Source organism: Cyanobium sp. BA20m-14 (genome assembly GCF_024346295.1).
Map to the genome: position 1 here is coordinate 1 of NZ_JAGQCR010000012.1, position 26,987 is coordinate 26,987.

The 26,987-nt window shown below is 65.8% G+C and carries 28 protein-coding genes; 13 read left to right on the forward strand and 15 right to left on the reverse strand.

What is annotated here, in order from left to right; translation table 11 throughout:
• The 4 genes from KBZ07_RS02295 to KBZ07_RS02310 all read right to left on the reverse strand — a co-directional run.
• A partial coding sequence (locus KBZ07_RS02295; protein ID WP_254930092.1) for a DUF3370 family protein occupies window positions 1–675 on the reverse strand: 675 nt, incomplete at its 3' end.
• On the reverse strand, window positions 672–1,730 hold the full coding sequence (locus KBZ07_RS02300; RefSeq protein WP_254930093.1) for a serine hydrolase: 1,059 nt from the start codon (window positions 1,728–1,730) through the stop codon (window positions 672–674). The genes KBZ07_RS02300 and KBZ07_RS02295, both read right to left, overlap by 4 nt.
• A 28-nt stretch (window positions 1,731–1,758) precedes the next feature.
• Window positions 1,759–2,499 (reverse strand): RNA methyltransferase, encoded by a 741-nt coding sequence (locus KBZ07_RS02305; protein WP_254930094.1) that lies wholly within the window; start codon window positions 2,497–2,499, stop codon window positions 1,759–1,761.
• Window positions 2,496–2,813, reverse strand: coding sequence for a cytochrome c (locus tag KBZ07_RS02310; RefSeq protein WP_254930116.1), 318 nt, complete (start codon window positions 2,811–2,813; stop codon window positions 2,496–2,498). The genes KBZ07_RS02305 and KBZ07_RS02310 overlap by 4 nt, the downstream gene beginning before the upstream one ends.
• A gap of 189 nt (window positions 2,814–3,002) precedes the next feature.
• On the opposite strand from KBZ07_RS02310, the gene petG reads away from it, so the two are divergent.
• A complete protein-coding gene (petG, locus tag KBZ07_RS02315) occupies window positions 3,003–3,113 on the forward strand; it encodes a cytochrome b6-f complex subunit V (RefSeq protein WP_094559756.1) in 111 nt (36 codons plus the stop codon).
• An 18-nt stretch (window positions 3,114–3,131) separates the two neighbouring features.
• On the opposite strand, the gene rsmD is transcribed toward petG, so the two are convergent.
• The 7 genes from rsmD to KBZ07_RS02350 all read right to left on the reverse strand — a co-directional run bounded on the left by rsmD (window position 3,132) and on the right by KBZ07_RS02350 (window position 8,844).
• Entirely contained in the window at window positions 3,132–3,683 is a 552-nt protein-coding gene (rsmD, locus tag KBZ07_RS02320; protein WP_254930095.1) for a 16S rRNA (guanine(966)-N(2))-methyltransferase RsmD, read from the reverse strand.
• Window positions 3,680–4,303, reverse strand: coding sequence for an imidazole glycerol phosphate synthase subunit HisH (gene hisH, locus KBZ07_RS02325; RefSeq protein WP_197148467.1), 624 nt, complete (start codon window positions 4,301–4,303; stop codon window positions 3,680–3,682). The genes rsmD and hisH overlap by 4 nt, the downstream gene beginning before the upstream one ends.
• Complete coding sequence (locus KBZ07_RS02330; RefSeq protein WP_254930096.1) at window positions 4,300–5,268, reverse strand: TIGR00730 family Rossman fold protein; 969 nt, start codon at window positions 5,266–5,268, stop codon at window positions 4,300–4,302. Before KBZ07_RS02330 ends, hisH begins: the two co-directional genes overlap by 4 nt.
• A 92-nt stretch (window positions 5,269–5,360) precedes the next feature.
• Complete coding sequence (gene trxA / locus KBZ07_RS02335) at window positions 5,361–5,684, reverse strand: thioredoxin (protein ID WP_254930097.1); 324 nt, start codon at window positions 5,682–5,684, stop codon at window positions 5,361–5,363.
• A gap of 185 nt (window positions 5,685–5,869) precedes the next feature.
• Window positions 5,870–7,033 carry a GuaB3 family IMP dehydrogenase-related protein gene (locus tag KBZ07_RS02340; protein ID WP_254930117.1) on the reverse strand — a complete coding sequence of 388 codons (1,164 nt, stop codon included), beginning with the start codon at window positions 7,031–7,033 and terminating at the stop codon, window positions 5,870–5,872.
• Window positions 7,034–7,100: 67 nt separating this feature from the next.
• Entirely contained in the window at window positions 7,101–7,577 is a 477-nt protein-coding gene (locus KBZ07_RS02345) for a CAAD domain-containing protein (protein ID WP_254930098.1), read from the reverse strand.
• A gap of 67 nt (window positions 7,578–7,644) precedes the next feature.
• Complete coding sequence (locus KBZ07_RS02350; protein ID WP_254930099.1) at window positions 7,645–8,844, reverse strand: homocysteine biosynthesis protein; 1,200 nt, start codon at window positions 8,842–8,844, stop codon at window positions 7,645–7,647.
• A gap of 72 nt (window positions 8,845–8,916) precedes the next feature.
• On the opposite strand from KBZ07_RS02350, the gene gyrA reads away from it, so the two are divergent.
• Genes gyrA through crtL form a run of 4 tightly spaced genes read left to right on the forward strand, consistent with a single transcriptional unit; the run spans window position 8,917 to window position 13,706 of the window.
• The gene (gyrA, locus tag KBZ07_RS02355) at window positions 8,917–11,550 is read left to right on the forward strand and encodes a DNA gyrase subunit A (protein ID WP_254930100.1); all 2,634 of its coding nucleotides are present in this window, start codon (window positions 8,917–8,919) and stop codon (window positions 11,548–11,550) included.
• 55 nt (window positions 11,551–11,605) lie between these two features.
• Complete coding sequence (locus KBZ07_RS16250) at window positions 11,606–11,878, forward strand: DUF1778 domain-containing protein (RefSeq protein ID WP_254930101.1); 273 nt, start codon at window positions 11,606–11,608, stop codon at window positions 11,876–11,878.
• Window positions 11,871–12,350 (forward strand): GNAT family N-acetyltransferase, encoded by a 480-nt coding sequence (locus KBZ07_RS02365; RefSeq protein WP_254930102.1) that lies wholly within the window; start codon window positions 11,871–11,873, stop codon window positions 12,348–12,350. The genes KBZ07_RS16250 and KBZ07_RS02365 overlap by 8 nt, the downstream gene beginning before the upstream one ends.
• Window positions 12,351–12,380: 30 nt before the next feature.
• Window positions 12,381–13,706: a lycopene beta cyclase gene (crtL, locus tag KBZ07_RS02370; RefSeq protein WP_254930103.1), complete on the forward strand. Its 1,326-nt coding sequence runs from the start codon at window positions 12,381–12,383 to the stop codon at window positions 13,704–13,706.
• A 20-nt stretch (window positions 13,707–13,726) separates the two neighbouring features.
• Here crtL and KBZ07_RS02375 read toward each other — a convergent pair whose 3' ends face one another.
• Entirely contained in the window at window positions 13,727–15,295 is a 1,569-nt protein-coding gene (locus KBZ07_RS02375; protein WP_254930104.1) for a glycoside hydrolase family 57 protein, read from the reverse strand.
• 118 nt (window positions 15,296–15,413) lie between these two features.
• Between KBZ07_RS02375 and KBZ07_RS02380 the strand changes: the two genes are divergently transcribed.
• Both KBZ07_RS02380 and KBZ07_RS02385 read left to right on the forward strand, forming a co-directional pair.
• Window positions 15,414–17,057, forward strand: a complete 1,644-nt coding sequence (locus tag KBZ07_RS02380) for a 2-isopropylmalate synthase (protein ID WP_254930105.1) — start codon at window positions 15,414–15,416, stop codon at window positions 17,055–17,057.
• An 8-nt stretch (window positions 17,058–17,065) separates the two neighbouring features.
• Window positions 17,066–17,926, forward strand: a complete 861-nt coding sequence (locus KBZ07_RS02385; protein ID WP_254930106.1) for a carbohydrate ABC transporter permease — start codon at window positions 17,066–17,068, stop codon at window positions 17,924–17,926.
• Window positions 17,927–17,947: 21 nt separating this feature from the next.
• Here the strand turns inward: KBZ07_RS02385 and KBZ07_RS02390 are convergent, their stop codons facing one another.
• Entirely contained in the window at window positions 17,948–18,367 is a 420-nt protein-coding gene (locus KBZ07_RS02390) for a hypothetical protein (protein ID WP_254930107.1), read from the reverse strand.
• Between the two features lie 138 nt (window positions 18,368–18,505).
• On the opposite strand from KBZ07_RS02390, the gene KBZ07_RS02395 reads away from it, so the two are divergent.
• Window positions 18,506–19,303 (forward strand): prohibitin family protein, encoded by a 798-nt coding sequence (locus KBZ07_RS02395; RefSeq protein WP_315860133.1) that lies wholly within the window; start codon window positions 18,506–18,508, stop codon window positions 19,301–19,303.
• A gap of 13 nt (window positions 19,304–19,316) precedes the next feature.
• Here the strand turns inward: KBZ07_RS02395 and KBZ07_RS02400 are convergent, their stop codons facing one another.
• On the reverse strand, window positions 19,317–19,787 hold the full coding sequence (locus tag KBZ07_RS02400) for an NUDIX hydrolase (RefSeq protein ID WP_254930109.1): 471 nt from the start codon (window positions 19,785–19,787) through the stop codon (window positions 19,317–19,319).
• On the opposite strand from KBZ07_RS02400, the gene KBZ07_RS02405 reads away from it, so the two are divergent.
• The 5 genes from KBZ07_RS02405 (at window position 19,786) to KBZ07_RS02425 (ending at window position 25,513) form a co-directional block, all read left to right on the forward strand.
• On the forward strand, window positions 19,786–20,544 hold the full coding sequence (locus KBZ07_RS02405; RefSeq protein WP_254930110.1) for a YdcF family protein: 759 nt from the start codon (window positions 19,786–19,788) through the stop codon (window positions 20,542–20,544). The two genes, KBZ07_RS02400 and KBZ07_RS02405, sit on opposite strands and share 2 nt — an antisense overlap.
• Before the next feature lie 126 nt (window positions 20,545–20,670).
• Complete coding sequence (locus KBZ07_RS02410) at window positions 20,671–20,811, forward strand: hypothetical protein (protein ID WP_254930111.1); 141 nt, start codon at window positions 20,671–20,673, stop codon at window positions 20,809–20,811.
• Window positions 20,812–21,768, forward strand: a complete 957-nt coding sequence (locus KBZ07_RS02415) for an efflux RND transporter periplasmic adaptor subunit (RefSeq protein ID WP_254930112.1) — start codon at window positions 20,812–20,814, stop codon at window positions 21,766–21,768. It begins immediately after the preceding gene.
• 14 nt (window positions 21,769–21,782) lie between these two features.
• Complete coding sequence (locus tag KBZ07_RS02420) at window positions 21,783–25,214, forward strand: efflux RND transporter permease subunit (RefSeq protein WP_254930113.1); 3,432 nt, start codon at window positions 21,783–21,785, stop codon at window positions 25,212–25,214.
• On the forward strand, window positions 25,211–25,513 hold the full coding sequence (locus tag KBZ07_RS02425) for a hypothetical protein (RefSeq protein WP_254930114.1): 303 nt from the start codon (window positions 25,211–25,213) through the stop codon (window positions 25,511–25,513). The genes KBZ07_RS02420 and KBZ07_RS02425 overlap by 4 nt, the downstream gene beginning before the upstream one ends.
• A gap of 14 nt (window positions 25,514–25,527) precedes the next feature.
• Here the strand turns inward: KBZ07_RS02425 and KBZ07_RS16255 are convergent, their stop codons facing one another.
• The gene (locus KBZ07_RS16255) at window positions 25,528–26,073 is read right to left on the reverse strand and encodes a potassium channel family protein (protein WP_254930115.1); all 546 of its coding nucleotides are present in this window, start codon (window positions 26,071–26,073) and stop codon (window positions 25,528–25,530) included.
• Window positions 26,074–26,987 lie beyond the last annotated feature (914 nt).

Sequence of the window (26,987 nt, forward strand, 5' to 3'; positions counted from 1 at the left end):
CACGGGGGCCGAGCTCTCCAGTCGCAGCTGCAGGTTGCGACCGTTGAGCAGGGGGTCCAGGCCCCGCACCGGCAGGGGCAACACGATCAAGGTGGTGGGAGCGCCGGGGGTCAGGGTCCAGCTGGCGGGCAGCTCGGGGCTGCGCTGGCGGGAGAGCAATTCGGTGGCCACGCGGCTGCCTGGGCCGGCCCACACCGGGGTGGTGCCCTGCACCATCAGGGCTGGCAGGGGCAGGAAGGGGGCGCCGGTCTGGCCGGGTTCGATGGCTTGCGATAGGGCGGTGGAGCCGGCCAGCAGCTTCAGGGTCACGGGCCCGGGGCCGCGGGGAGCCGCCAACACCGCCAGCCAAAGGGTGGAGTCGAGGCTCTCCGGCTTGCCCGCATAGACGTGGTGGCTGAACAGGTCGAAGCGGCCGTTCAGCGCCACATCCAGGTGGGCTGCAGGCACGCCACGACCGGCGCCGGGAAAAGTGGAAAGCAGGATCCCGGGCTCGCGAATCAGCTCGGGATTGTTGTCATTCACCAGCAGCACCTGATCCAGGCCCCCGGGCAGGGGGGCAACGCTCTGGGGACGCAGCACGACGGGGGCGGGCTGGGCCAGGGCGGCGGGGCCAGCCAGGCTGGTTAGCAGCAGCAGGGGCAGCCAGCTGGCCTGGAGCAGGCGAGGACGGTTCATTTGCGGCCCACCAGGGTTTTTGAAACTTCGCCGGCCATGGCACGGATCAAATCGGTGGAACGGGGGTCGTTGAAGGGACCCTTCACCATGAACGCAGCCACGGCCCGCTGGCCGCTGGGCAGTTGAATCAGGGCTGTATCGGAGTAGGCGATGCCGATGTCGCCAGTTTTGTTGTAGGTGCTGATCCCGTAGCTCAGCAGCTCGCTGTCGGGGTCCGCGGCGTCCTTGCCGAGGCCCTGCAGCAGGCCCAAAGGGATCAGGGTGTTGTTGCGGGATTTGCCCATGATTTCGCGAAATAGGTCGCGGGCCCGGGGGCTGAGGCTTTCGCCGGTGTCCACCAGGGCTATCGCCCTGGCCAGGTCTCGGCTGCTGGTGGTATTGGTGCCGTTGAGGTCGGGCAGCCAGTTATTCACCGCCGTCGAGGGCAAGTTCATGGCAGTGAAGCGTTCGTTCAAGACGGTTTTGCCGCCCAGCTTTTTGATCAGCAGGTTGGTGGCGCTGTTGTCGCTCACCCGAATCATCTCCGTGGCCGCCTCAAAGAAGGGAAAGCGCGTACCAACTGGCCGGCTGGCCATCCAGCCGGCTCCGCCGCCCACCAGTTCCTTGGTCAGGGCGAGGGGATCGTTCCAGCCCAGCTTGCCGCTGTCGAGGTCTTCGAGGCCCGCCAGCAGGATCGGCGTCTTGATCGAGCTGGCGGCGGGCAGGGGCAGGTCGGGCTGGAGCTGGGCGTAGCGGCCATCGTCGAGCACCAGCAGGAAGCCGCTGGCGGTGAGATCTTTGTGAACTGCGGCCAGTTGGCCCCAGCGCTGGCTCAAGGCTGTCAGCTCGGTGCGGGGCTCAAATGAGCCCTGGCTGAGCCCCTTGCCGCTTTTGCTCAGCTCTGGCTTGGGCTCGGCGGCATCGCCGGCGCCCTGGGCCAGGCGGGGCGCCAGCAGCTTGAGGCTGGTGCCGGTGATCACCCCCAGGCCGATGCCCATTACCACCAGACGCAACACCAGGCGCAGGGGTTGGCCCCAGCTGCTGCTGGGGGGACGGGTTGGCCGGCCGGCGGACACAGAGCCCTGCAAGCAAAGTCTTCCGAAGCTAAGGGGTCCGTCCAGGCTTGTCGCCGCGCTCACTGGCCCAGCGCAGCTGGCGCACCATGCCCCTCACCAGCGCCACCTCCTCGCTGGAGGCCTGGGCCCGCTGTAGCAGCCCCCGCAGCTTGGCCATGCGGGCCTGGGCGGTGTGGCGATGGAGGAAGCCCACCTCGAGCAGGAGGTTTTCGGCGTCGCCGAGCATGGCTTCAATTTCCTGGCGCTGGCATGGTTCAGGCAGGGGCTGGGCGGGGCTGGGAGGGGCCTGCAGTTCGTGCCAGCGGTGCAGCACCGTGGCTACGGCGTGGGAGAGGTTGAGGGATGGGTAGGCCGCGCCGCTGCCCAGGGTGAGCAGCCGGCCGGCCTGAAGCAGCTCGTCGTTGCTGAGGCCCCGGTCCTCCCGACCGAAGACCAGGGCCAGGGGCGCGCTCCCCTGCCGCAGCCAGTGCAGGGCTGGCTCAGGCGCCAGCAGGGGCAGGGGCTCACCGTCCCGCCGGCCGCTGGTGGCCACCACCCGGCGGCAGTCGGCCAGGGCGGCGGCCAGGCTGGGGAAGAGGCGGGCCTGCTCGAGCACCCAGGCCCCGTGCACCGCCAGGAGCCGGGCCTCTGCGCCCAGGTGGTCGCAGCGGGGGGCCACCAGACGCAGCTCGGCGACTTCGAAATTGGCGCAGAGCCTGGCGACGCTGCCCACATTCAACGGGCCTGCGGGCTCCACCAGCACCACCACGAGTTCGCTCGGGCTGCTCACACCAGTCCGTTCAGGTAGGCCAGTAGGTCTGCCATGGCCTGGGGTTCGGGCTGGAATCGGGGCATCGGCGGGGTGCGCCCACTGACCACCTGCTGGATCAGCTGGCGCGAATTCTTGCGTTCGGCCACGCCGTGCAGGTTCGGCCCCACAAGCCCCTGGCCGGCAATGCCGTGGCAGCCGGCACAGTTGACTCGAAACAGCAGGCCGCCGTTTTCAGCCGAACCGCTGAGCCCCAGGGTCGAGCGGGTGTAGGGGTCGGCCTGGGCCGCGGGCAGCACCAGTAACAGGGCCACGATGCAGGCGGCAGCGGCCATGCCCACCAGGGCAACCACCAGGCCGCGGCGGCCCGGGGCTGCTTGCGCCGAGGCTGCTTGCGCTGGGGCGGCTTCAGCTGGCGCTACTTCAAGCGGTAGGGGTGGGCCAGTCACAGTTGGTGCAGAAGGCTCGCGATTGGGGCCATGGGCGTGAAACAATTGAATTCAGATAGCTGCAGTAGCTCCTCCATGATCGAACCCCTGCTCTGCGGCATTGTGCTCGGTCTGATTCCAGTCACCCTCGCCGGATTGTTTGTAGCGGCCTGGAATCAGTATCGCCGCGGCACCCTGCTCGACTGAGATCCCTCAGCCCTGAGCTTAGGGCTGGATGAGCAGCATCAAGCTGGTGCTGCCATAGGTTCTCTGGTCTGCCAGCTGCCAGCCATCAGGGATGGCGGGCATTGCCTTGGTGGCGCATTCCCACACCAGGGTTCCACCGGGCCGGAGCCAGCTGCCAGCGGCCACCTTTGCGGCGATGGCTGGGTAGAGCCCCGCGGCGTAGGGCGGATCGGCATAGATCAGATCAAAGCGCTCCTGACTAGTGGCTGCGAGCCAGCGGCATACCTCGCGGCAGTGCACTTCCCACTGGGCCATCGAGGGGCCCAGGCCCTGGCCCACCGCATCGAGATTGGCCCTGGCGACGGCGGCGATGCGGCAGTCCTGCTCAATCGCCACAACCCGCAGGGCCCCCCTTTGCAGGGCCTCGCATGCCATCACGCCGCTGCCGCTGCACAGGTCCAGCCAGGCACAGCCGGGCAACTCTGCCGCCAGCAGGTTCATCACCGCCAGGCGCACCCGGGAGCTGGTGGGCCTGGCGGTGTTTCCAGGTGGACTCTGCAGACGGCGACCACCGCTCAGCCGCAGGCTCATGGGCGGCCCAGCCAGGCCAGCCAGCGGCGCAGGATGGCCTCTCCGTGGGGTCCGGATTTCTCCGGGTGAAACTGGCAGGCGCCAATGGCTCCCTGCCAAACCGCCGCTGTGACGGCGGTGTCGCCGAAGCCCACAAGGGCGGTGTTGCAGGCCCCATCGCTGGGATCGGCGGCATAGGAGTGCACGAAGTACACCCAGCTCTCGGGGGCGTCGGCGGGCAGCAGGGGGCTGGGGCTGGAGGGGATCAGCGGCGCCCAGCCCATGTGGGGTATCGGTTGGTCCGGGTGACGCGGCAGGGCCCGCACCCGACCCTTGAGCAGGCCCAAGCCGGCAGCTGTGCCCTCATCGCTGGCCTCAAATAGCAGCTGGAGGCCCAGGCAGATGCCCAGCAGCGGCCGCCCTGCTGCGCACCAAGAGCTGATTGCGGTGGCCAGGCCCCCTTGGCGCAACCGCTCCATGGCCGGGTCGAAGGCCCCCACCCCCGGCAGCACCAGGGCCGTGCAGCCCTCCATCTCCTCGGCGCCATGCACGGTCTGCACTGAAGCGCCCAGACGTTCGAAGCCCCGCTGCACCGAGTGAAGGTTGCCCATGCCGTAATCGATTAGGCCAAGGCGACTCATGGTTGGGGGGCGGGTTTGCGGCGGCCGGGCTGCTCCAATGCCTGGTCGGGCGGCAGGGCCAGGTCGTTGAGCTGTTCGAGCAGTTGATAGAGCCGGCCGATGCGGCGCCGGTCGAAGTGGAAGTAGAGGCAGGGGCGCAGTAGGCCATGGTCGTCGACGGTTTCGCTGGCCTGGATCATCCCCTGATCCACCAGGTCGTCAAAGCGGTGATTGAGGTCGTCGAGCTGCTCGGCCTGGAGGGGGGCTTTGAGCAGGAGCTCGATGCGGTCGTCGCCGAGGCGGGCTGAATGGAACAGGCGGTAGAAGTGACTGATGCGCTCCACCGCCTCTTCAGCGCTGTGGGCTTCAATCAGCAGGTCACCATCTTCAGGAGAGATCAGCCCCCGGGCGGCGAGCCCCTGGTTGACATCCCGTTGCCAGCCACTCCAGAAGGCGTCGCCTGGGGGGGCAAGCAGCACCAGGGGAATCGGCGGGGTGCGGCCTGTCTGGATGAGGGTGAGTGATTCGAATAATTCATCCAGGGTGCCGAAACCGCCGGGTAAAACCACCAGGGCATCGCTTTCCCGCAGAAAGAAGAGTTTGCGGGTGAAGAAATAGCGGAAGTGCAGCAGTCGGCCGCCGCAGCTGCTGACAAACCGGTTGGGGTGCTGTTCAAAGGGCAGGTCCACATTGAGGCCAATGCTCGCTTCGCAGCCCGCGCCACTGTTGGCGGCTTCCATGATGCCGCCGCCGGCCCCGGTCATCACCTCAAAACCCGCCTCAACGGCGCTGCGGGCCAGCTGTTCGGCCAGCTCGTAGCAGGCATCGCTGGCCACGGTGCGGGCTGAGCCGAAGACTGTGATCTTGCGGGTATCCCGGTGGGGCTGGAACACCTCCAGGGCTTCGCTGATGTCAGCGAGGGCCCCACTGACCAGTCGCCATTCCTGGTAGCCGCGTTCGCGGCTACCGATCTGCAGCAACGACACCAGAGATCGCTCAATCAGGTGCCGTTGGGGGTGGTTTTCGAGTTCCTGGGTCAGGGCCTGGAGCGGACTCTGACCGAAGCGGGATGGGTCGCTCAGAGGTATTTGGAAATAGTGCCCGAGAGGGTGGTTTTGGGAACTGCACCAACCACGGTGTCTACCTTCTGGCCGCCCTTGAAGATCATCAGGGTTGGGATGCTGCGGATGCCGTACTGGCTGGCGACGTTGGGGTTTTCGTCGGTGTTGAGCTTGAACACCTTGATTTTGCCCTCGAATTCGCTGGCGATCTCGTCGACGATCGGCGCCACCATGCGGCAGGGGCCGCACCAGGGTGCCCAGAAATCAATCAGCACGGGCAAGTCACTCTTGAGCACGTCCTGCTCGAAGGAAGCATCAGTGACAGCAGCAGAGCTAGACATCCTTGCAGGATCAGGGTTCTGTAAATCTAGCAAGGTTGTTGGCACCCACCCAGCAGCTTTGCAGGCCGTTATCAGGGCTGGATTGGGATGGGTGGGGGGAAGACAAAAAGCCCGGAAGCACCGGGCCGGAGGGTGTGAGGAGTGTGTGAGCCGAAGCTCGCACATATTCACGCTAATCCCGCGCCCTATTTGCCCATGCCGAGCTGCTGGGCCTTCTGATACACCTTGCCCTCGGTCAGCAGGGAAGGGGCCACTACCACCTCTACCCCATGCATCTCCTTGAGGGTGCGGGCCCCCAGGGTGCCCATGGAGGTGCGGATGCAGCCCAGCAGGTTTTGGGTGCCGTCGTCGAGGCAGGCCGGGCCGCGCAGGATTGTCTCGATGCTGCCGGTGGTGCCCACCTTGATGCGGGTGCCGCGGGGGAGCAGGGGGCTGGGGGTGGCCATGCCCCAGTGGAAGCCTCGCCCGGGGGCTTCACTGGCGCGGGCGATGGGCGAACCGATCATCACGGCGTCGGCGCCGCAGGCAAGACACTTGCAGATGTCGCCACCGGTGACGATGCCCCCATCGGCCACGATCGGCACGTAGCGGCCGCTCTCGGCCAGGTATTCGTTGCGGGCGGCGGCGCAGTCGGCCACGGCGGTGGCCTGGGGGATGCCGATGCCCAGCACGCCCCGGCTGGTGCAGGCGGCTCCCGGGCCGATGCCGACCAACACGCCGGCGGCGCCAGCCCGCATCAGCTTGAGGGCCACGTCGTAGGTGACGCAGTTGCCGATCACCACCGGCACGCCGAAGGTGCGGCAGAGAACCTCCAGATCCAGGCTGGCCTGGCCTTCGGGGCCGAGGTGTTCGGTACTCACCACCGTGGCCTGGACAAAGAACAGGTCGGCCCCGGCCTCGGCGATCGCCGTGCCGAATTTCAGGGCGGCCATCGGGGTGGCGCTGACAGCGGCGATGCCGCCCCCCTTCTTGATCTCGGCGATCCGCTGGCGGATCAGGTCTTCGCGCACTGGCTGGCTGTAGAGATCCTGCATCAGCGGCACGAACTCCTGATTGCCCACCGCCGCAATCCGATCCAGCACGGGATTGGGATCGTCGTAGCGGCACTGCACCCCTTCCAGGTTCAGGACTCCCAAGGCGCCCTGCCGGCTGAGCTCGACCGCCATCGCCACATCCACCACGCCATCCATGGCACTGGCGATGATCGGAATCTCCCGAGCGATGCCGCCCAGGCTCCAGCTGCTGTCGGTTATGGAGGGATCAACTGTGCGACTTCCCGGCACCAGGGCGATCTCGTCGATGCCGTAGGCCCGGCGAACGGTACGGGAGCGACCGAGCTGAATATCCACCTGGAGATTACGGGTTCGGGCCAAGCTATCAACCGGCGCGCTGCCAATTGCCTGGTTTTGTCAGGGTTCAGCCCTGGCCGCGAAAGGATTTCCAGCGCTTGCTGAGGCCGCCTAGCAGTTGCTCCCGCTCGCTGCTACGCACCAGTTTGGGTACGCCGTAGCGCACCATCCAGACCACACCGGCCAGTTCCAGCAGGCCGGGAACCAGCGGCAGGCTTTCTATGGCCCCCAGCAGGGCGCCATAGATCCTCAAAACCAGCAGCAGGCCCACCAGGGCCGCCAGCAGGGTGACGGGCTTGCTCGCCTGGGCCCAGAGACTCTGGAGTTGGCCCTGATTGAGCCATTCGCGCAGTTTCTGCAGCAGCAGCTCCCATTCGCCCCCTTCGCCGCTGTTGGGGCCATCACCACCAGAATCTGCCTGGGCAAGGAGCGGGGCGGTACTGGCTTCCACACTCAAGGTGGTGGCGACGCTCGGCTCGGGAGCTTGTGCGGGAGCTTGTTCGGGGTATGGGCCCCCATTCCCGTTTTCAGGGGTTGCGTTCACGGGGGCAGGGTTATGGGTGGATTCAGCCATGGCCCAAGTTTACGGCCGATGGGCGTCCCGCTAACAGCTAGGCCTCTATCGGTAGCAGGCTGGCCCGCGAACTCAGCGCTGCGGCGGGCAACCTCAGGGGGAATTCGCCGCAGCACAGGGCCCCCACCAGGGCCTCTGCAATGGCGGCCGCCAGCCGCGGGCTGTGGGAGGGGGCGCAGGCCACGGGCTGCCCCTTCAAGCTGATCTCGCCGCTGAGCAGCTCGGCGTAGGTGACGGAGGCCAGCCTCGGTTTGACCCGGCGGGGCACCGAGAGGTCCAGCACCGGGACCTCCAGCTGCTCAGGACCGGTGGCCGCCTGAAGCGCCACCCTGGCGTTGACCAGGGGCACCGGCGCCGCGATCGCCACCAGCAGGGCGCTGCCATGGCCTTCAAAAAAACAGGGCCGCACCCATTCCGGCCGCAGGGCGTGCAGGTCGACGCTGACCGCGGCGGCGGCTCCGGGGGTGCGGGCGTGGCCGCTGGCCTGGCGCTTGCAGCCCGGCTGGTGGCCGCTGCCCGCCCCAACCACCCAACCCAAGCCACCTCCCACCAGCACCGGTGAGCCCGGCCCCAGCATGGAGAGCCCCGGCATGGTGAGGCCAATGCTGCCGGCGCCGCCGCAGTTGTAGAGCGCATTTGCGGCCTTTCCCAGCAGGGTGCCGTAGGGGCTCGGGCAGGGACCTTCGGCCCGGTTGACCGCCACTACCCCATTTTCGCTGATGGCCCGGTGCAGCAGCAACCGGCCCGCGCCGATCTGCTCGAGGCTGAGCTCGGTGTGCAGTTCCCGGCGGGGGTGCAGTGGGGTGGCCTCACCGCTGGCATTGAACGGCAGCGATTGGCCCTCCAGCAGGGCCCTGAGCAGCTGGGCGCCGCTCAGGGCGGCCCCCTCCCCCAGGCCGCCGCCGATCGGTAACACCAGCTCGCCACTGCCGCAGCCGGTCAGCCCGGGCACGCCCGCCAGGAGGCCGGTGCGCAGGCGGATCGGCGGATCGGTGGGGCCGAGGCTTAAGACCAGGCAGCCCTGATCCATGAAGCCCGCATCGGCTGCCACCACCACATCGGTGGCGGCATAGGCCTCGGCCAGGCCCACCTCTCGCACCAGGTCGCGATATTCGGCGGCGACCCGCACCCGCAACTCGCCTTGCTCCTGCCGCTGGCGCAGCTCGCCCTCCTGGCGCGGCGGGCACTGCAGCTGGGATTTAGGCAGGGATTGGGGTGGCAATTCAGGGGCGGTCATGGCGCCATTGGGCGGGATCCGGGCAATCCCCCGGAGGTTCGATAAACTGTCTGTTGATCAATGCGGTCATCCATGGCGGACCCCAGCGGACCCGGTGCTGATTCACCGGGGGAGTCCGGCGGTAGCGGCAATTCGCGGATCATCCAGACCGATCTGCGCAATGAAATGTCGCGCTCCTATTTGGAGTATGCGATGAGTGTGATCGTGGGCCGGGCCCTGCCCGATGCCCGCGATGGGCTCAAGCCGGTGCACCGGCGCATTCTCTACGCGATGTATGAGCTGGGTCTGACCAGCGACCGGCCCTACAGGAAGTGCGCCCGTGTGGTGGGTGAGGTGCTTGGTAAGTACCACCCCCACGGCGATACGGCGGTGTACGACGCCCTGGTGCGGATGGCCCAGGACTTCAACATGCGCATGCCCCTGGTGAATGGGCACGGCAACTTTGGCTCGGTGGACGGCGACCCCCCGGCCGCCATGCGCTACACCGAATCGCGGCTGCAGGCGCTGACGACCGACAGCCTGCTCGACGACATCGAGGCCGAGACGGTCGACTTCGCCGACAACTTTGACGGCTCCCAGCAGGAGCCCACCGTGATGCCGGCGCGGATTCCCCAGCTGCTGCTAAACGGCTCCACCGGCATCGCCGTGGGCATGGCGACCAACATCCCACCCCACAACCTCACCGAGCTGATTGACGGCACGTTGGCGCTGATCGCCAACCCCGACATCGACGATCTGCAGTTGATGGCGATCATCCCGGGGCCCGACTTCCCCACGGGAGGCCAGATCCTGGGTCGCCGCGGTATCCGTGACACCTACACCACCGGTCGCGGTTCAGTGACCATGCGGGGCGTCGCCTCAGTTGAAACGCTGGAGGTGAAGGGCCGCCCCGACCGGGATGCGGTGATCATCACCGAATTGCCCTTCCAAACCAACAAGGCCTCGCTGATTGAGCGGATCGCCGAGCTGGTTAACGACAAGAAGCTGGAGGGGATCTCTGATATCCGCGATGAATCCGACCGCGATGGCATGCGGATCGTGATCGAATTGCGCCGTGATGCCTACCCCCAGGTGGTGCTGAACAACCTGTTCAAACTCACGCCGCTGCAAAACAACTTCAGCGCCTACATGCTGGCGTTGGTGAGGTCGGAGCCGGTGCTGCTCACCCTGCGCAAGATGCTGCAGGTGTTTCTCGACTTCCGCATCGAGACGATCGAGCGCCGCACCCGCTACTTCCTGCGCAAAGCCGAGGAGCGCGACCACATCTTGCTGGGCCTGCTGCTGGCCCTAGACCAACTCGATCCGATCATTGCCCTGATCCGGGCTGCTTCCGATGCGGCCACGGCCCGAGTGCAGCTGCAGGATCGCCACGGCCTCAGTGAGATCCAGGCCGACGCCATCCTGCAGATGCAGCTGCGGCGACTGACGGCCCTCGAGGCCGACAAGATCCGCCTTGAGCATGAGGATTTAGTCGCCAAGATTGCCGACTACAAAGACATCCTGGCCAATCGCGAGCGCGTACTCACGATCATTACCGAAGAGCTCGGTGCGATCCGCGCCCGCTACCTTTCCCCCCGCCGCACCGAGATCCTCGATCTTGAGGGCGGCCTCGAAGACATCGATCTGATCGCCAATGAGCGTTCGGTGGTGTTGCTCACGGAGAACGGCTACCTCAAGCGGATGCCGGTGAGCGAATTTGAAGCCACCAGCCGCGGCACCCGCGGCAAGGCCGGCACCAAGACCCAGGGTGAGGAGGCGGTGCGGCTGTTTATCAGCTGCAACGACCACGACAACCTGCTGCTGTTTTCTGATCGGGGTGTGGTGTACACCGTGCCCGCCTACCGGGTGCCGATCTGCAGCCGGGCCGCCAAGGGCACGCCGATCGTGCAGATGCTGCCGATCCCCCGCGAGGAGCAGATCACCTCGCTGCTGGCGGTGAGTGAATTTGCTGAAGACGCCGTGCTGGTGATGCTCACCAGTGGCGGCACGATCAAGCGAACCCGCCTCTCGGCCTTCGCCAACATTCGCTCCAATGGCTTGATTGCCATCGATCTGGTGGAGGGCGATGCCCTCACCTGGGTGCGGCTGGCCCTGCCCGGCGACAGCATCCTGATCGGCTCGCGCAACGGCATGACGATCCACTTCCGGCTCACCGATGAGGAGCTGCGGCCCCTGGGCCGCACGGCCCGCGGCGTGCGTGCCATGAACCTGCGCCCCGGCGATCAGCTGGTGAGCATGGATGTGCTGCCCGCCGAGCTGGCCGACCAGGTGGCCAGCGCCGGTGTAGGGGATGACACCCCTGACGATGAGGCTGAAGAGGTGGCCCCCAGCGAGGGTCCCTGGGTGCTGGTGGCTGCCGCCAGCGGCCTGGGCAAGCGGGTGCCGGTGGATCAATTCCGGCTGCAGAAGCGCGCTGGCATGGGCCTGCGGGCGATCAAGTTTCGCCATAAGGGCGACGTGCTGGTGGGTCTGAAGGTGCTCGGCGCCGGCGAGGAGCTGCTGCTGGTGAGCGAGAAGGGGGTGATCGTGCGCACCCAGGCCGATGCCATTCCCCAGCAGTCCCGCGCCGCCACCGGCGTGCGCCTGCAGAAGCTGGATGCAGGCGACCGCCTCACCGAGGTGGTGCTGGTGCCGCCGGCGCCGGAGGAGGAAGAGGCCGCCCCCACCGAGCCTGGGGAAGCCGTCGTCGACACCACTGAAGAGTGAAAAGCGGATACGGCTTTTTGCCGTATTATCAATTCACCCGGTTAGCTGTGAAGTCGTGGTCGTCGATGAGCGCCTGGATCTCAAGCTCAGCGCTGCAGACAAGCAGCTCTTTGCCCAGGCGGCTGCCATCGAAGGGGTGTCCATGGCTGCTTTTGTGCGCTTGGCGGCCAAGCAGCGTGCCACTGAAGCCATTGAGCGCGATCAGCAGATCACCCTGTCTCAACGGGATTTCAAGGCCTTTCATGCCGCCATAGCTCAAACGTTTGAGCCGAATGCGGCCCTACGGGATGCGTTGGAGCAGGCCCACACACGCGTGAGCCGTGTTTGAGGAGCAGCAGCTCGACCCCATCCGTCACAACCGCAAGGCGTTCTCTTGTGGTGAGCCTGCCCTCGATCGCTTTCTGAAACAGCAGGCGCACCAAAACATGCGCCGTGGTGTGAGCCAGACGTTCGTGCTCGTCCCGCCAGATGCTCCTGCGGAGATTGCGGGGTTCTACACGCTGGCACCGGCGGAGATTACGTTGGCCGATCTGCAGCCTGGCGATGCCAAGCAACTGCCTCCCTATCCGGTGCCCTGTTTTCGAATCGGGCGCCTGGCCCGGGATCAGCGCTGGCACGGGCATGGCCTCGGCCCCCTGTTGCTGGGCTTGGCCGTGCAGCGGTGCCTCAACGCCAAGCGCTCGGTCGGAGGCTATGCCCTAGTCGTCGATGCCAAGACTCCCGCAGCTGCAGCGTTCTATGGGCACCATGGTTTTCGTTCTTTTCAGGACACACCACGAAGCCTCTATCTGCCCCTGTGATGCAGCATGAGCTTTCTCCGTTCCGCCTTGATGCCCACTGATGTGACGGTGGTGGTGCTGGGGGGGGGGCCGGCAGCCCTGTGTATCGCCGCCGCCCTGGCTGAGCAGGGCCTGGCGGTGGCGCTGCTTGCCCCCCACGATGCCCGCGCCCCCTGGCCGAACACCTACGGTATCTGGGGAGAGGAGGTGGACGCCCTCGGCCTGGGCCACCTGATTGAGCACCGCTGGAGTAACACGCTGAGCTACTTCGGCAGGGGCGCAGCCGACCCGGCCGACCCAGCCAACCAGGCCACGCAGCACCGGCGCGACTACGGCCTGTTCAACCGCTCGGCCCTGCAGGGGCAATGGCTGGAGGCCTGCGCCCGCGGCGGCGTGGCCATCCTGCAGGGCCAGGCCACGGACTTCGAGCTGGAGCCTGATTGTGGAGGAGGGGGAAGTTCTGGTGAACAGAACTCTGGATGCTGCATGACCGTGCTGCACTGCGCTGACGGCAGCCGCCTGCGCACCCGCCTGCTGGTGGATGCCACCGGCCATCAGCCGGTGTTTGTGCAACGGCCCGACGCAGGCCCGGTGGCAGGTCAGGCGGCCTACGGGATCACGGGCCGCTTTTCAGCGCCACCGGTGGAGGCCGGCCAATTCGTGTTGATGGACTACCGCTGCGATCACCTCAGCGCGGCTGAGCGGGCCGAGCCCCCCACCTTCCTGTATGCCATGGACCTGGGTGAGGGACGCTTCTTTGTGGAGGAGACTTCCCTGGCCCTGGCGCCACCGGTGCCCTACGCCACGCTCAAGCAGCGCCTCGAGCGGCGGCTGGCCCATCGCGGCGTCGCCGTGCTGGAGGTGGAGCACGAGGAGTTCTGCCTGTTTCCGATGAACCTGCCTTTGCCGGATTTGCAGCAGCCGGTGCTCGGCTTCGGCGGGGCGGCCTCGATGGTCCACCCAGCCTCGGGCTACATGGTGGGCTCCCTGCTGCGGCGCGCGCCGGCTGTGGCAGCGGCGGTGGCGGCGCTGCTGCGGGCCGAGCCGCAGGCCGGTTCAGCCCGTCTGGCCCAGGCGGGCTGGCAGGCGCTCTGGCCCCTTGAGCTGCGCCGAAAGCACGCCCTCTATCAGTTCGGGCTGGAGAAGCTGATGCGCTATCCCGAACCCCAGCTGCGGGCCCACTTCGCCACCTTCTTTTCCCTGCCCAATGAGCAGTGGTATGGCTTTTTGGCAAACACTGCCACGGTGCCCGAACTGCTGGTGGCGATGGTGCGCCTGTTTGCTACGGCACCCTGGAGCGTGAAGACCGCACTGATGGCGCAGCGGGGGCGGGAGTGGGCGCTGGGGATGCGGTTGCTGTGGCCGGCCGGGCTGTGATGGGGCAATGAGTGCGCGCCTCAGCTCCGCAGCGGCACCCAGTCGGCCGCGTTCAGCAGAGGGAAGAGCCCATCTTCGATGCTGATCGCTTTGAGCCATTGCGCTGGCAGCTCGGTGCCGTTGTCGATTGCATCGATCAGGCGCCAGAAGCGATCGAGGTGACGCTCGATCCGCTCCTTGGCCAGTTCGGTGGTGGTGCCTGCCCGCAGGATGAAGCTCCAGTCGGAGCTCTGGGCCAGCAGCAGCTCCCTCCCGGCCTGGGTCAGCAGGCCGCGTTGGGCCTCGCTGCCAACGCCCTGCTGCACCCGTCGCACCATTGCCTGGGAGGCCCGTTGCCATTCGGCCACCACCCAGGCGTTGGTGTCGTTTAGCCAGTAGTCGTGATAGCCCCCCTGGCCCCAGCTGCTGGGGGAGGGGCGGCATACCTGCAGCGGCTCGTCGCCGCTGAGGGCTTCCCGCAGGGTCACCAGGCGCACCCCCGCGCTTTCCGCTTGACGGAACAGGGCGGCCAGGAATTGGGGACCCTCAAACCACCAGTGGCCGAACAGTTCGGCGTCGAAGGGAGCCACCAGCAGGGGCCGGCGCTCCATCGAGCTCGCCAGGCCGGTGAGCTCCTCGGCCCGGCCCTCCAGGTAGGCGGCGGCATGGTGCTCGATCCGCTCGGCCGCGATGGCGGGTTCGTAGGGCTGTTTTTGCTCGAGCGGGCAGCCCTGGGCCGTGACCCGGTGCAGTTTCAGGCCCAGGGGCCGGCGGCTGCGGATGCCGTGGCTGGTGAGTTCGGCTTCGGGCAGGTCCCAGCCCAGGTCGCGGTGGAATTCCCGGTAGGCGCCGTCGCCTGGATAGCCCTCGCGGGCGCTCCACACCGGCAGGGTGGCGCTGCTGTCGCGGCCGAAGAAGGCCGCCCCAGCCGGCGAGCAGATCGGCGCAAACACCCCGTAGCGGGGCCGCGGCAGGGCATGCAGCAGCCCGTGGCCATCGAGCACCGAATAGCGCAGGCCGCAGGCCACCAGCTGCTCGTCTAGGCCCTCGTAGTAGGCGCACTCCGGCAGCCAGATCCCCAGGGGGCGCTGCCCGAGCAGGCGTTCATGTTCCCGCACGGCCGTCACCAGCTGGGCCCGCACCGCCTCTGGCACCTGACGCAGCAGGGGCAGGTAGCCGTGGGTGGCGCCACAGGTGATCAGGTCGAGCACGCCCAGTTGCTGCAGCCGCTGGAAGCGTGGGATCAGGGCTGCCCCGATCTGATCCCACTGGCTCACCACCGCGGCCAATTGTTGGCCCAGGTGGGCGGCGGCCGCCTCGAGACCCTCCGGTGCCTGCAGCAGTAACTCCTGCCGTAGGGCGATCCAGGGCAAAAAGCGGGCGTTGAGCTGGCGATCTGCCAGCAGCGACAACAGGGTGGGCGAGAGGCCGAGGGTGAGTCGGGGGCGCTGGAGCCGGTCGGCGGCGGCGGCCTCCAATACCGCTAATAGGGGTAGGTAGCACTCCTGGAGTGCCTGGAAATACCAGTCTTCCTCCAGCGACCCAGGCTCGTTCGAGCGAACGTAGGGGAGATGGGCGTGAAGGACGAGGGCCAGATCGCCTGCGGCCATGACCATCCAGCGGTCAAATCACTTTAGGCGCAACCCCCTTTGGCTCTGCCGCGGCCGCAGGGCAGGCGCCCGCCTAGAGTGGGTCTAACTCATAGTCATTCCGCCTAGAGGCGTAGTTATGGCCCGCGACCCCGGCCGCGTACTGATCTTCGACACCACCTTGCGCGATGGCGAGCAGTCGCCCGGCGCCAGCTTGAACCTCGAGGAAAAACTGGCGATCGCCCAGCAGCTGGCCAGGTTGAACGTCGACATCATCGAGGCCGGCTTCCCCTTTGCCAGCCCGGGCGACTTCAACGCCGTGCAGCGCATTGCCGCCACGGTCGGCACCCATGATGGGCCCACCATCTGCGGCCTGGCCCGGGCGGCGGCCGGCGACATCAAGGCCTGCGCCGACGCGGTGGCGCCCGCCGCCAAGCGGCGCATCCACACCTTTCTGGCCACCAGCGACATTCACCTGGAGTACAAGCTGCGCAAGAGCCGGGCTGAGGTGCTGGCGATCACTGCCGAAATGGTGGCCTACGCCCGCTCCCTGGTCGACGACGTGGAATTTTCCTGCGAGGACGCCGGCCGCAGCGATCCGGAATTCATGCACCAGGTGATCGAGGCGGCGATCAGTGCCGGGGCCACCACCATCAACATTCCCGACACGGTGGGCTATGCCACCCCGGCCGAATTTGGCGAGTTGATCGCCGGCATCAACGCCAGCGTGCCCAACATCGACCAGGCGGTGATCTCGGTGCACGGCCACAACGACCTGGGCCTGGCGGTGGCCAACTTCCTCGAAGCCGTCAAGAACGGCGCCCGCCAACTCGAATGCACCATCAATGGCATCGGCGAGCGGGCCGGCAATGCCTCGCTCGAGGAGCTGGTGATGGCCCTGCACGTGCGCCGCAGCTACTTCAACCCTTTTCTGGGCCGACCCGCCGCGAGCACCGAGCCGATCACCGGTGTGCGCACCGAAGAGATCACCAAGACCTCGCGGCTGGTGAGCAACCTCACCGGCATGGCGGTGCAGCCCAACAAGGCGATCGTTGGCGCCAACGCCTTCGCCCATGAATCGGGCATCCACCAGGACGGCGTGCTCAAGCATCGCCTCACCTACGAGATCATCGACGCCCGCACCGTCGGTTTGGCCGACAACCGCATCTCCCTGGGCAAGTTGAGCGGCCGCAGCGCCTTCCGGGCCCGGCTCGAGGAGCTGGGCTACAGCCTGGAGCGCCACGACCTCGACGACGCCTTCGCCCGCTTCAAGGAGCTTGCCGACCGCAAGCGTGAGATCGGCGACCGGGATCTCGAGGCGATCGTCAGCGAGCAGGTGCAGCAGCAGGACAACGGCAGCTACACCCTCAAGAGCGTGCAGGTGAGCTGCGGCACTGGCTTGCAGCCCACAGCCACCGTCACCCTGGTGACGGCCGATGGCGCCGAACTCAGCGAGGCTGCGATCGGCACCGGGCCGGTGGATGCGGTGTGCCAGGCGCTCAATCGCCTGGCCCAGGTGCCCAATGAGCTTGTGGAGTTTTCGGTGAAATCGGTGACCGAAGGCATCGATGCCATGGGCGATGTGACGATTCGCCTGCGCCATCAGGGGGTGCTGTATTCAGGCCACTCCGCCGACACGGACATCGTGGTGGCCGCGGCCCAGGCCTTTGTCAATGCCCTAAATCGGCTGCTGGCCGGGGCCCAGCACCAGCCCTTGCACCCCCAGAAAGCACCGCTGCCCGCCCTGGCTGACTTGCCCCTGGCCGATCGACCCAGGGTTTGAACCAGCCCATGCCCGTACCCCTGCACCCCCGCCAGCCCAGGACCCGCAACCTGCCGCTGGCGGCCGCCGCCCAGCTGATCCTGCTGTTGCTGGTGGCCCTGGCCATGCTGGTGCCCCTGCTCTGGCTGGTGAGCACCTCGCTCAAGGGTCCTGCTGAAAACATCTTCACCAGCCCGCCGGCCCTGCTGCCAGCCCAGCCCAGCCTGGAGGCCTACACGCGCCTGTTCGGTGAGAACCCGATCCTCACCTACCTGCTCAACAGCACCATCGTCAGCGCCCTGGCCGTGCTGGCAAATCTGCTCTTCTGCTCCCTGGCGGCCTACCCCCTGGCGCGGATGCGCTTCAAGGGGCGGGGCCTGGTGCTGGCCCTGGTGGTGGCCACGATCCTGATCCCCTTCCAGGTGGTGATGATCCCCCTCTATCTGCTGATGGTGCAGATCGGGCTGCGCAACACCCTCTGGGCCCTGATCATTCCCCAGGCGGCCACGGCCTTTGGCATTTACATGCTGCGTCAAAGCTTCCTGGGGGTGCCGGTGGAGCTGGAGGAGGCGGCCCGCTGTGACGGGTGCACGCCCCTGGGGGAGTGGTGGAACGTGATGATTCCGGCGGCCCGGGCCGACCTGATCACCCTGGCGATGTTCGTATTCATCGGCACCTGGAGCGATTTCCTCTGGCCGCTGGTGATCCTCGATGAACCCGAGCTCTACACCCTGCCCCTGGGGCTGCAGCAGCTGGCCAGCAGTTTTTCCCTCGACTGGCGCCTGGTGGCCGCAGGCTCAGTGATTTCGATCCTGCCGGTGCTGGTGCTGTTCATCGGGCTCCAGCGCTACATCCTGCCAAGTGCCAGCGGCGATGCGGTGAAGGGCTGACTGGGAAATAGGGGTTAAGGCTCAATTGGCTGGTGTGGCCGGCTTGAGGGGCGGCAACGGCGCCAGGGGTGGTTCATCGCTCAGGGGGGCGGGAGCGGCTTCGGTGGCCTGGTTGCCGCGCAGCCTGCGCAGCTCCTGAGAGAGGTTTGCGTTTGCGCTGCTCAATGCATCGATGCGAGCACTGTTGCGTTCCACCACCTGCAGCCGCTCCACTGTGGTGCGCAGCTGCTGCTCGAGCCCGGCGGTGCGCTCAAGGGCCCTGGCGTTCTCAAGACCTTCTACCTTCTCCTGAAGCTGGCGAATGGCAGCGCTCTGTTGCCGGGTTTTGCCCACCATCACCACGAACAGCACCAGGAGCATGGCGGTCACTCCGGCCTGGAGCCAGGGAACCCAGGCCAGGGGTGTGCCATTGGCTGCGGAGTTGTCGGGGGCTGGAGTCATCAAGGCTGGCAGCTGATTGTGGTTCGATCCTGGCGGGCCGGCTGGCGTTTGTCAGGCATTGGTGGGGGGCTGGCTGCCTGGGCAGAACGCCTAGGGTCGGCGGACTCCCAAGGATTCAGTCTTCCGATGCAATCTCCCATGCGCTCAGGCGCAGACAACGGCTTCGGCGGACTCTGGCAATTGATCTTCGCAGCCATCCTGGGGGGATTGGTGCTGCTTTCGCAGACGGTGTTCATCGTGCCTGCCGGGAACGTGGCCGTTGTCACAACCCTCGGCAAGGTCACCGGACAACCGCGGCAGCCAGGGGCCAATCTCAAGATTCCCCTGGCCCAGAGCACCTCCCTGTTTGATGTGCGCACCCAGGTGCGGCCGGAGCAGTTCTCAACCCTCACCAAGGACCTCCAGGTGATCCAGGCCACTGCCACGGTGAAGTACGCCATGAAGCCAGCCGAGGCGGGCCGCGTCTACGAAACGATCGCCACCGACGACCAACAAATTTATCCGCGGGTGATCCAGCCCTCCCTGCTCAAGGCCCTCAAATCGGTGTTCTCCCAGTACGAACTGGTGACCATCGCCACGGAGTGGAACTCCATTTCTGAGCTGGTGCAGGAAAAGGTGGCCGACGAGCTGCGCAAATTTGACTACGTGAGCGTGCAGGGCCTCGACCTCACCGGCCTGCAGATTGCCGAGGAGTATCGGGCCGCCATCGAGCAGAAGCAGATTGCTGAGCAGCAGTTGCTGCGGGCCCAGACCGAAGTGCTGATTGCCGAGCAGGAGGCAAAGCGCTACGAGACCCTGAATTCCAGCCTCGATGACCAGGTGCTCTACAAGCTCTTCCTCGACAAGTGGGACGGCCAGACCTCGGTGGTGCCGGCCTTGCCTGGTACTGCTGGGGGGAGCGGCAACTCGGTGATCGTCAACTCTCGCCGCCCGTGAAAGCGAGCTGGCTTCAGCTAGCTCTTTGCAGATAGGTGCGCAGGTGGTTGGGGAGCGCTCTGGCAAGGGCCTCCTCGGGTCTGAGCCAATGGCAACTCTTGATCTCCATGCCATCGACCATGACCTCCGGCTGGCGGTTCGGATGCCAGGCAAAGATCGTCACCGTGTTCCGCCCGCCCGCCGACATTTCGGTGATTTGCCAGGGATCCTGGAGCTCCTGCGGTGCCACCTGGATCGCCACTTCCTCCTCCAGCTCCCGTATCGCCGCCTGCAGAGGCGTCTCCCCGGCTTCGATTCCGCCGCCGGGCAACGACAACGCCCTGCGATAGCTGGTTTCCACCAGCAGCAGTCGCCCTTGCCACCAGATGGCCACCAGGGCGCCATGGGTGTGGGGCTTAGCCACCAGCCGATAGGTTTCGTATAAACCGGCGGCCAGTCGGTAGAGATGCAGGCGGGCAACGGCTCGCTTCAGCAGGGACCGCATGCTCACCGCCTTCGTGCTTTTGTCCACCATGCTGCCGTCCGCCGTCGATTGGACCACCTGCCCAGTGGGGCCGACTGCCTGGTTCTCCCTGCGGGACTCCCTGCTGCAGCTGCTCACCACCCCAGCACTGCTGCTGCCTCTGGTGGTGAGCCTGGTTCTGGTACTAAGTGCCAAGGCCCGCCTCAGCTGGGCCTGGCGGGCCCTGCTCCTGGGCCTGGCCGTGCTACTCGCATCCCTGCTCTACAGCCCGCTGACCACCGCGGGGCTCAGTGACTGGCTCGACAGCCAGATGCCGCCGCCCCATCCCCCATCCCCAGGGCCGGCCCTGGCCGTGCTGGTGGGCCGGGGCCCTGAGATCGCTGCGGCCACCACCGCCCAGGCGGCGCGCCTGCTGCGCCAGGGCCGGGTGCAACAGATATACGTTTCTGGGGACACGCCGGCCACGGCCCAGCGCCTCCTTGAGCTCGGCGTGCCCCCAGGCCGCATTTTCGGGGACAGCTGCGCCAGCACCACCTGGGAAAACGCCAGCCTCACCGGCGCCTGGATCCGCCACCACACCGCGGCCTCCTCCCTGCCGGCAATCGTGCTGATCACCGATCCGTGGCAGCTGCCGCGGGCCAGCCGCGCCTTTGAGCGCCAGCAGCTAACGGTGTTCCCGATTGCTGCCGAGCCTGCCCTCCTGCCCGCCCAGCGCAACCGACTAGCCCTGCGCGAAAGCGCGGCAACCCTGCTCTACGGCCTGCAGGGTCGGCTGTGAAATGGGCTCTGCCGGCCCCGAACCAAGGGCTTGCTGCAATCCCCTGCGGGGGGACCTCAAAAGTTTGCATTGAGGGCTCGCAGAGAAGGAGGGGGCTATAAATCAGTTCCATCACCACGCTTATGCATGCCCCTTCGGCGCGAACTGCCGGCGGTCGCACTTTGCGGCCTCGCGCTGTTGACGGGCTGCACTCCCTCAACCCCTGAGGCGGCCAGGCCCATTGTGGTCGACACGATCGAGGCTCGCCCCGTCACCTTCCGCCAATAGGTGGCCACGATCAGCACCCTTGATGCGGTGGAGGCGGTGCAGCTGGCGGCCCAGGCCGGCGGCCGGATCAAAGAGCTGCGCATTCGCCAGGGGGACCGGGTGCGGCCTGGCCAGCTGCTGGTGGTGCTCGATCAGGCGCAGCTGCAGGCCGAGGTGATGAGCCTGCGCTCCGAACAGGCTAAGGACCGGCTTAACTATGAGCGCTTTGCTTTCCTGGCCCGAGTGGGGGCGGCCAGCATCCTGCAGCGCGATGAGCTGCGCCAGGGCTACATCGCCGCGACCGCCAGCCTGCGAGCCCGGGAGGCAGACCTTGGCTTCCGCGACCTTCGCTCCCCAATCTCTGGGACGGTCGGGGATGTGACCGTCAAGATTGGGGATGTGATCCGGGCCGGCGACCCCTTCACCACCGTGATCCGCAACGGCGAGCTCACGGCCCGCATCGACGTGCCAGCCCGGCTGCGCAACCGGGTGCGGCCGGGCCAGACGGTGATCCTGGAGGATCCCGGCAGCAGCCAGCCCCTGGTGCGCGGTGTTGTTGCTTCGATCGATCCCAGTGTCGATGTCGGCAATCAGGTACTGCTGGTGAAGGCCACTTATGACAACAGGAACGGCAACCTGCGCAATGGCCTGCGGGTGCGCACCCGCCTGGTTTTGGCCAGCACCAACCAGTTATCGGTGCCGGTGGGTTCCGTCATCCAGTCCTCCGGCCAGAGTTATGTGTACCGCCTCGGTACGCTGAAGGAGCTGGAGCGGGATCCGGGCCAGGCGCCCCTGGAGCGGCTGCGGCAGCTGCCGCCGAATAGTCGTTTCGCCCTGCAGACCCGCGTACAGCTCGGCCCCCTGCAGGATGCTCGCTACCCGGTGCTGCAGGGCTTGGACGCCAGGGCCCTAGTGATCAGCAGCAACCTGCTCAGCCTGCGCCATGGCCTGCCGGTGCAGCAGGCCCAGTCGCAGTAAGGAGAGGAATCCCTATGTCCGCCTCCAACCGCTTCATCCTCAGGCCGGTGCTCACCACGGTTTGCAGCCTGCTGATCGTGATCGCTGGGCTGATCGCTTTGCCGATTCTGCCGATCGAGAATCTCCCCGATATCGCCCCGCCGACGGTGCAGGTGAGCGCCCGCTATCAGGGCGCCGATGCGGTGAGTGTGGAAGAGGGTCTCACCGCGGTGCTGGAGCAGCAGATAAACGGGGTTGAAAACATGGAGTTCATCACCTCCACCAGTGCGGCCGATGGCAGCAGCGCTATCAGCGTGGCTTTCGCTAGTGGCACCGATGGCGCCATCAACCAGGTGAACGTCCAAAACCGGGTGGCGCTCGCCACCCCGCAGCTGCCCGCTGAGGTGCGCCAGTCGGGGGTAACGGTGAGTCAGGCCTCCAATTCGATTTTGCTCGTCTACAACCTGGTCAGCACGGATCCGGCCCGTCCTTACAGCGTCGAGACCCTCAGCGGCAAGCTGGATCAGGGGCTCACCGACCAGGTCCGGCGGGTGCGGGGCGTGGGGGAGATCACCTATTTCGGCAACCGCCGCCTGGCGATCCGGGTGTGGCTCGATCCCGACCGCCTCACCCAGCAGCAACTCAGTGCCGCCGATGTGGTGGCGGCCTTGCAGAGCCAGAACCGCCTGGTGCCGGCCGGGCGGATCGGTGGTGCGCCGGCGCCCGAAGGCCAGCCTTTCACCTTCTCGGTGCAGCTGCAGGGCCGGTTGCTGCAAAACGAGGATTTCGAAAACCTGATCCTGCGTAACACCGGTGACGGGGCGCTGGTGCGGCTGCGGGATGTGGGCCGCGTCAGCCTTGGTGGAGAGAGTTACGACATCAGCGCCACCGATCTGCGCGGGGTGCCCTCGGTGGGCCTGGCCATCTATCAGCTCAGCGGCAGCAATGCCCTGGAGGTATCCAAGGGGGTCGAGCAGGTGCTTGCGGAGTTCCAGGCGGGACTGCCGCCCGGGATGAAGCTCGAGAAGATCTACGACGTCACCGATTTCATCAGCGCTTCGATCGAAGGAGTTAGCAATTCGCTGCGCGATGCGGTGGTGCTGGTGGTGCTGATTCTGTTTCTGTTCTTGCAGGATTGGAAGGCGACGCTGGTGCCAGCGATCGCCATTCCAGTGGCACTGGTGGGCACTTTCGCTTTTGTGAAGGTGTTCGGCTTCAGCCTCAATCAGCTAACCCTGTTCGGTTTGGTGCTGGCCACCGGCCTGGTTGTGGACGATGCGATCACCGTGATCGAGGGCACAGCGACGCGACGTGCCGAGGGGCTCACTGCCCTTGAGGCCGCCAAGGCGACGATGGCCGAGCTGTTCGGGGCGGTGCTTGCCACTTCGCTGGTGCTGTTTGCCGTGTTTCTGCCGGTGCTGTTTTTCCCTGGCGCCACCGGCACCATCTACCGCCAGTTTGCGGCAACCATCCTGTTCGCCATAGCCATTTCCACCTTCAACGCGCTCACCTTTTCGCCGATGCTCTCGGCCCTGCTGCTCTCCCGCCAGGACCAGGAGCCCAGCCGCCGCACCTATGCCATTGCTGGCGCGCTGCTCGGATTCCTCTACGGCCTGCTGGTTAGCGGTGGTGGGGTGCTGCCGGCGCTGGGAATGCTGATCTTGGCCGCGCTGCTTGGTTACGGCCTCAGCCAGGTAAGTGGCCGGCCGCTGCTGCTGCCGGTCTGTGGCGCCGGAGCCGTGGCTGGTCTGCTGTTGGCTGGGCTGAGCAGCCCATTTTTGGCGTTGCTATGCAGCGGTATTGGCGTCAGCGCCGGCTGGTTCACCCCCTGGATCTTCCAGGCTTTCAATGCTTTCTACGGTCGGGCCGAGCGGGCCTACGACAGTGCCCTCAGCGGCGTGCTGCGCCATAGGGGCACGGTGATGGCGGCCCTACTAGGCGGCATGGTGCTCACTGCGGTGGCCTTCAACGCCATTCCTTCCGGCTTTGTGCCGGTGGAAGATCAAGGCTATGCGATCGGCATTGTACAGGCTCCGGAGGGTAGCTCCGATGCGATCACAAGCTCGATCAACCGACGGGTGGCAGCGATTCTGGGCGAGGAAAAAGCGATCACGGCGGCGGCTGTGTTCAGCGGCGCCAGCCTCAGTGGCAATGCCCCCAACCGCGGCTTGTTCTTCTTCGGCACCACTAATTGGGAGGAGCGCAGTGCGCCGGATCAGTCGATGGAGGCGATCGTGGCGCGGCTGAATCGACGCTTTGCCAGCCTGCGGGGGGCCAGGGTGATCGCCATCCAGCCTCCCTCAATTCCCGGCTATGGCAATGCCGGAGGCTTCGAGTTCCAGCTGCTCGATCGCAGCGGCGGCGGCCTGTCGCTGCCGCAGTTCTTCAACGCCGCTCGCCGGCTGATCCAGAAAGCCAATGCCCAGCCTGAGCTGAAGGGGGTTTTCACCCAGTTCAGCCCTGAGGCTCCCCAGATGGAAATCACCGTGGACCGCGCCCGGCTGGCATCGCTGGGCATCGACTTCGGCCAGGCGATGCAGACGCTCAGCCTCAACTTCGGCGGCGCATACATCAACGACACCTTCCAGGAGGGCCGGGTGCGGCGCGTGTTTGTGCAGGCGGACGCTCCCTACCGCTCTACGCCGCAGCGACTGGAGGATCTCTACGTACCCAGCGCCAAGGGGCAGCCAGTGTCGCTGTCGGAGTTCATCGATATCAGCCCCTCCACCGGTCCGGCGGTGATTCCCCATTTCAACCTCTATCGCTCGATCAAGGTGGAGGGTGAGGCGGCAGCCGGCCGTAGCTCCGGCCAGGCGATAGTCGCCATCCAGAAGGTGTTCGATCAGCTGGGGGTGAGCGGCATCAGCTCCGACTGGACCGGCCTGTCGCGGGAGGAGGTGAAGGCCGGGTCGCTGGCGATCGTGATCTTCGCCATGGGAATTCTGGTGGTTTACCTAGTGCTGGCAGGTCAGTACGAGAGCCTCAGCGATCCGCTGATCATCCTGATGACGGTGCCCGCCGCCATGCTCGGGGCCCTGCTTTTCCTCAGCCTGAGGGGAGAGGTGCTCAACATTTATGCCCAAGTGGGTTTGGTGATGCTGATCGGTCTGGCGGCCAAAAATGGGATCCTGATCGTGGATCAGGCCAACCAGCGGCTGGCTGAAGGGCTGCCGGCCTTTGAGGCGGCCCGGGAAGCATCGCGGGCGCGGCTGCGGCCGATCGTGATGACGGCGATCTCCTCCCTGTTCGGCTTCCTGCCACTGGTACTCGCCAGCGGCGCTGGTGCCCGCAGCCAGACCTCCCTAGGCACGGTGGTGTTCGGCGGCCTGCTGGCCGCCACGCTGCTCAGTCTGTTCGTGGTGCCCGTGTTCTACGTGGTGATGAAGAGCTGGCTCGGCGGTGGTCCCGCGTACGGTTCAGCTGGGTTGCCTGAGCCGATACCAGCCGCGCCGGAGCCCGGTCCATGAACCGCGGTGCTGGTCGCCGATCGACCAACCGCCGCGTGCTGGCTGCTTTGCTGGCCGGCGCCCTGCTGGGAACGGCGTTGGCACTGCTGCTGCAGGCAACTATCGCCCGCACGGCGACGCCCCTGTCCCCGGCGCGTGCCCTCTGGCAGCTTTGGCTGTTGACTTTTGCGGGGGGTCTATCCGGCTTTGCCCTCAGCACGGTTAGGGAGCTGCAGGCCTCCAACCCGGACCCGGCATACCACCGGCCCCGCCGGCCACCCGAACAGGGCGGTGGCTCACCTTCGGCGGGGGATTCGTAAAATCCGGTTGAACTTCATGGTTTTTGGGAGGAATTGCGGACCTCCTCGGTTTCCTGAATGGTGAGCCTGCTGATCAGCACCCCCATGACAGCAGCTATGTAAAAAGTTCCAGTTACGGCGATCATCACGCAGATCATGCTTGCTGGCGCTGTCATGGGCACTACATCTCCATAGCCCATGGTGGTAAGACTAACGAAGGCAAAGTAATTCAACTCTGCAAAGTTAAGCCCCCATACCGAGTGATCCAGGCCAACTGCCCCGGTGCCGATGTCAATGCCCCGGAAGCTGCCCGGCTGGATGGTTTCCAGACCGCACAGCAACAGACCGCTGGCCAGTCCCAGCATCAGATATCCAGCCAGGGCTCCCTGCAGCACGGCCCCATTTATTCTCGACTCCCGCGCCAGTCGCTGGATCAGCCGAATGGCACTCCAGCCACCGAATATTGTCCATAACAGGATCACTGGGATGCCGGTGTTGCGCATCTCCACGGGAGTCAGGTTCCATAACAGCCAGAAAGCAATAGCAGCAATGCCGAGCAGTCTGTAGGGCTTGGAAGGCACGCCTCCTGTGGCGGAATCCCTGGGTTCTGGACTTAAGCCCTGAATCAGGACGATTCCCAGAGCCAGATAGCCGAACGAGGCCAGTCGACTCCAGGGCATGGGTAGGCCAAAGCAGATCATCAGGGCGATGCATGAGAGGAGCAGGCGCCTGTAAGAGTGAGATCGCTGCATTGATGTTGTTCCACTGGATTTAATTATTTCACGCCTGGGCAGGAGCCCTACAGCTGCGATTCACCATGCTCCGCGAGCGTGCAGAGCCCGCCGCGCTTAGCCACCTGCCTGGCCCGTTCTTCTCAAGATTTCGTAACACGATTCCGTAAGTTGATCGGCAGATTGGTGTCGCATATGGTTTTCAAGGGCGCGACAACTGTTTAATTGTGTAACCCCAGGAGTTTGACCGGAATTGCCTACCCTGCTTGCCAGGCTATTTCTGATTGGCTACTTTGCCCACTAATGCTGAGAGGTTGGCGGCGGTCAATGTATTGTTTTCTTTGACTATTTTACCATTTGCGGCGGGTGAGAGTACCCGGCTAATGTAAGATTCCAAATGCAATAATAGCAAGCAGAAGAGAGCATTAATAAGGTCCCATCTTGGCAGTACTGAAAATAGTGATGGTGCATCTGCTTCAACCCAGCCAGCTCCGCTAAGCACTGTGAGGGCAATACGAGGGCAATACGGGACCGCATCGGCGTCCCCCTGTCTCCCCCTCTCGTCAAATGAGATGCGTGGGGGCTCTTTGCTTAGGTACGGAAATGGGTCAAAAACTGTCAGATTGGGGCGTCTCGTGCCCCAGCCCGTCGGACGTTGGCAATTCATGAGATCAGCTTCCCTCAGGGGGAACTGGGCCAAAGACCAGCTGAGAAGAGAATGGGTCGCCTGAGATTCGAACTCAGGACCAATCGGTTAAAAGCAG

What these genes read in the sequence shown, in the direction of transcription:
- KBZ07_RS02310 (WP_254930116.1), bottom strand. Translation starts at nt 2,813, where the DNA reads ATGGCCGCTGCCGCCTGCATCGTGGCCCTGTTACTGGTGCTGCCCGCG.
- petG (WP_094559756.1), top strand. Translation starts at nt 3,003, where the DNA reads ATGATCGAACCCCTGCTCTGCGGCATTGTGCTCGGTCTGATTCCAGTC.
- rsmD (WP_254930095.1), bottom strand. Translation starts at nt 3,683, where the DNA reads ATGAGCCTGCGGCTGAGCGGTGGTCGCCGTCTGCAGAGTCCACCTGGA.
- hisH (WP_197148467.1), bottom strand. Translation starts at nt 4,303, where the DNA reads ATGAGTCGCCTTGGCCTAATCGATTACGGCATGGGCAACCTTCACTCG.
- trxA (WP_254930097.1), bottom strand. Translation starts at nt 5,684, where the DNA reads ATGTCTAGCTCTGCTGCTGTCACTGATGCTTCCTTCGAGCAGGACGTG.
- KBZ07_RS02350 (WP_254930099.1), bottom strand. Translation starts at nt 8,844, where the DNA reads ATGACCGCCCCTGAATTGCCACCCCAATCCCTGCCTAAATCCCAGCTG.
- gyrA (WP_254930100.1), top strand. Translation starts at nt 8,917, where the DNA reads ATGGCGGACCCCAGCGGACCCGGTGCTGATTCACCGGGGGAGTCCGGC.
- crtL (WP_254930103.1), top strand. Translation starts at nt 12,381, where the DNA reads ATGCCCACTGATGTGACGGTGGTGGTGCTGGGGGGGGGGCCGGCAGCC.
- KBZ07_RS02375 (WP_254930104.1), bottom strand. Translation starts at nt 15,295, where the DNA reads ATGGCCGCAGGCGATCTGGCCCTCGTCCTTCACGCCCATCTCCCCTAC.
- KBZ07_RS02380 (WP_254930105.1), top strand. Translation starts at nt 15,414, where the DNA reads ATGGCCCGCGACCCCGGCCGCGTACTGATCTTCGACACCACCTTGCGC.
- KBZ07_RS02385 (WP_254930106.1), top strand. Translation starts at nt 17,066, where the DNA reads ATGCCCGTACCCCTGCACCCCCGCCAGCCCAGGACCCGCAACCTGCCG.
- KBZ07_RS02390 (WP_254930107.1), bottom strand. Translation starts at nt 18,367, where the DNA reads ATGACTCCAGCCCCCGACAACTCCGCAGCCAATGGCACACCCCTGGCC.
- KBZ07_RS02395 (WP_315860133.1), top strand. Translation starts at nt 18,506, where the DNA reads ATGCGCTCAGGCGCAGACAACGGCTTCGGCGGACTCTGGCAATTGATC.
- KBZ07_RS02405 (WP_254930110.1), top strand. Translation starts at nt 19,786, where the DNA reads ATGCTCACCGCCTTCGTGCTTTTGTCCACCATGCTGCCGTCCGCCGTC.
- KBZ07_RS02400 (WP_254930109.1), bottom strand. Translation starts at nt 19,787, where the DNA reads ATGCGGTCCCTGCTGAAGCGAGCCGTTGCCCGCCTGCATCTCTACCGA.
- KBZ07_RS02410 (WP_254930111.1), top strand. Translation starts at nt 20,671, where the DNA reads ATGCCCCTTCGGCGCGAACTGCCGGCGGTCGCACTTTGCGGCCTCGCG.
- KBZ07_RS02420 (WP_254930113.1), top strand. Translation starts at nt 21,783, where the DNA reads ATGTCCGCCTCCAACCGCTTCATCCTCAGGCCGGTGCTCACCACGGTT.
- KBZ07_RS02425 (WP_254930114.1), top strand. Translation starts at nt 25,211, where the DNA reads ATGAACCGCGGTGCTGGTCGCCGATCGACCAACCGCCGCGTGCTGGCT.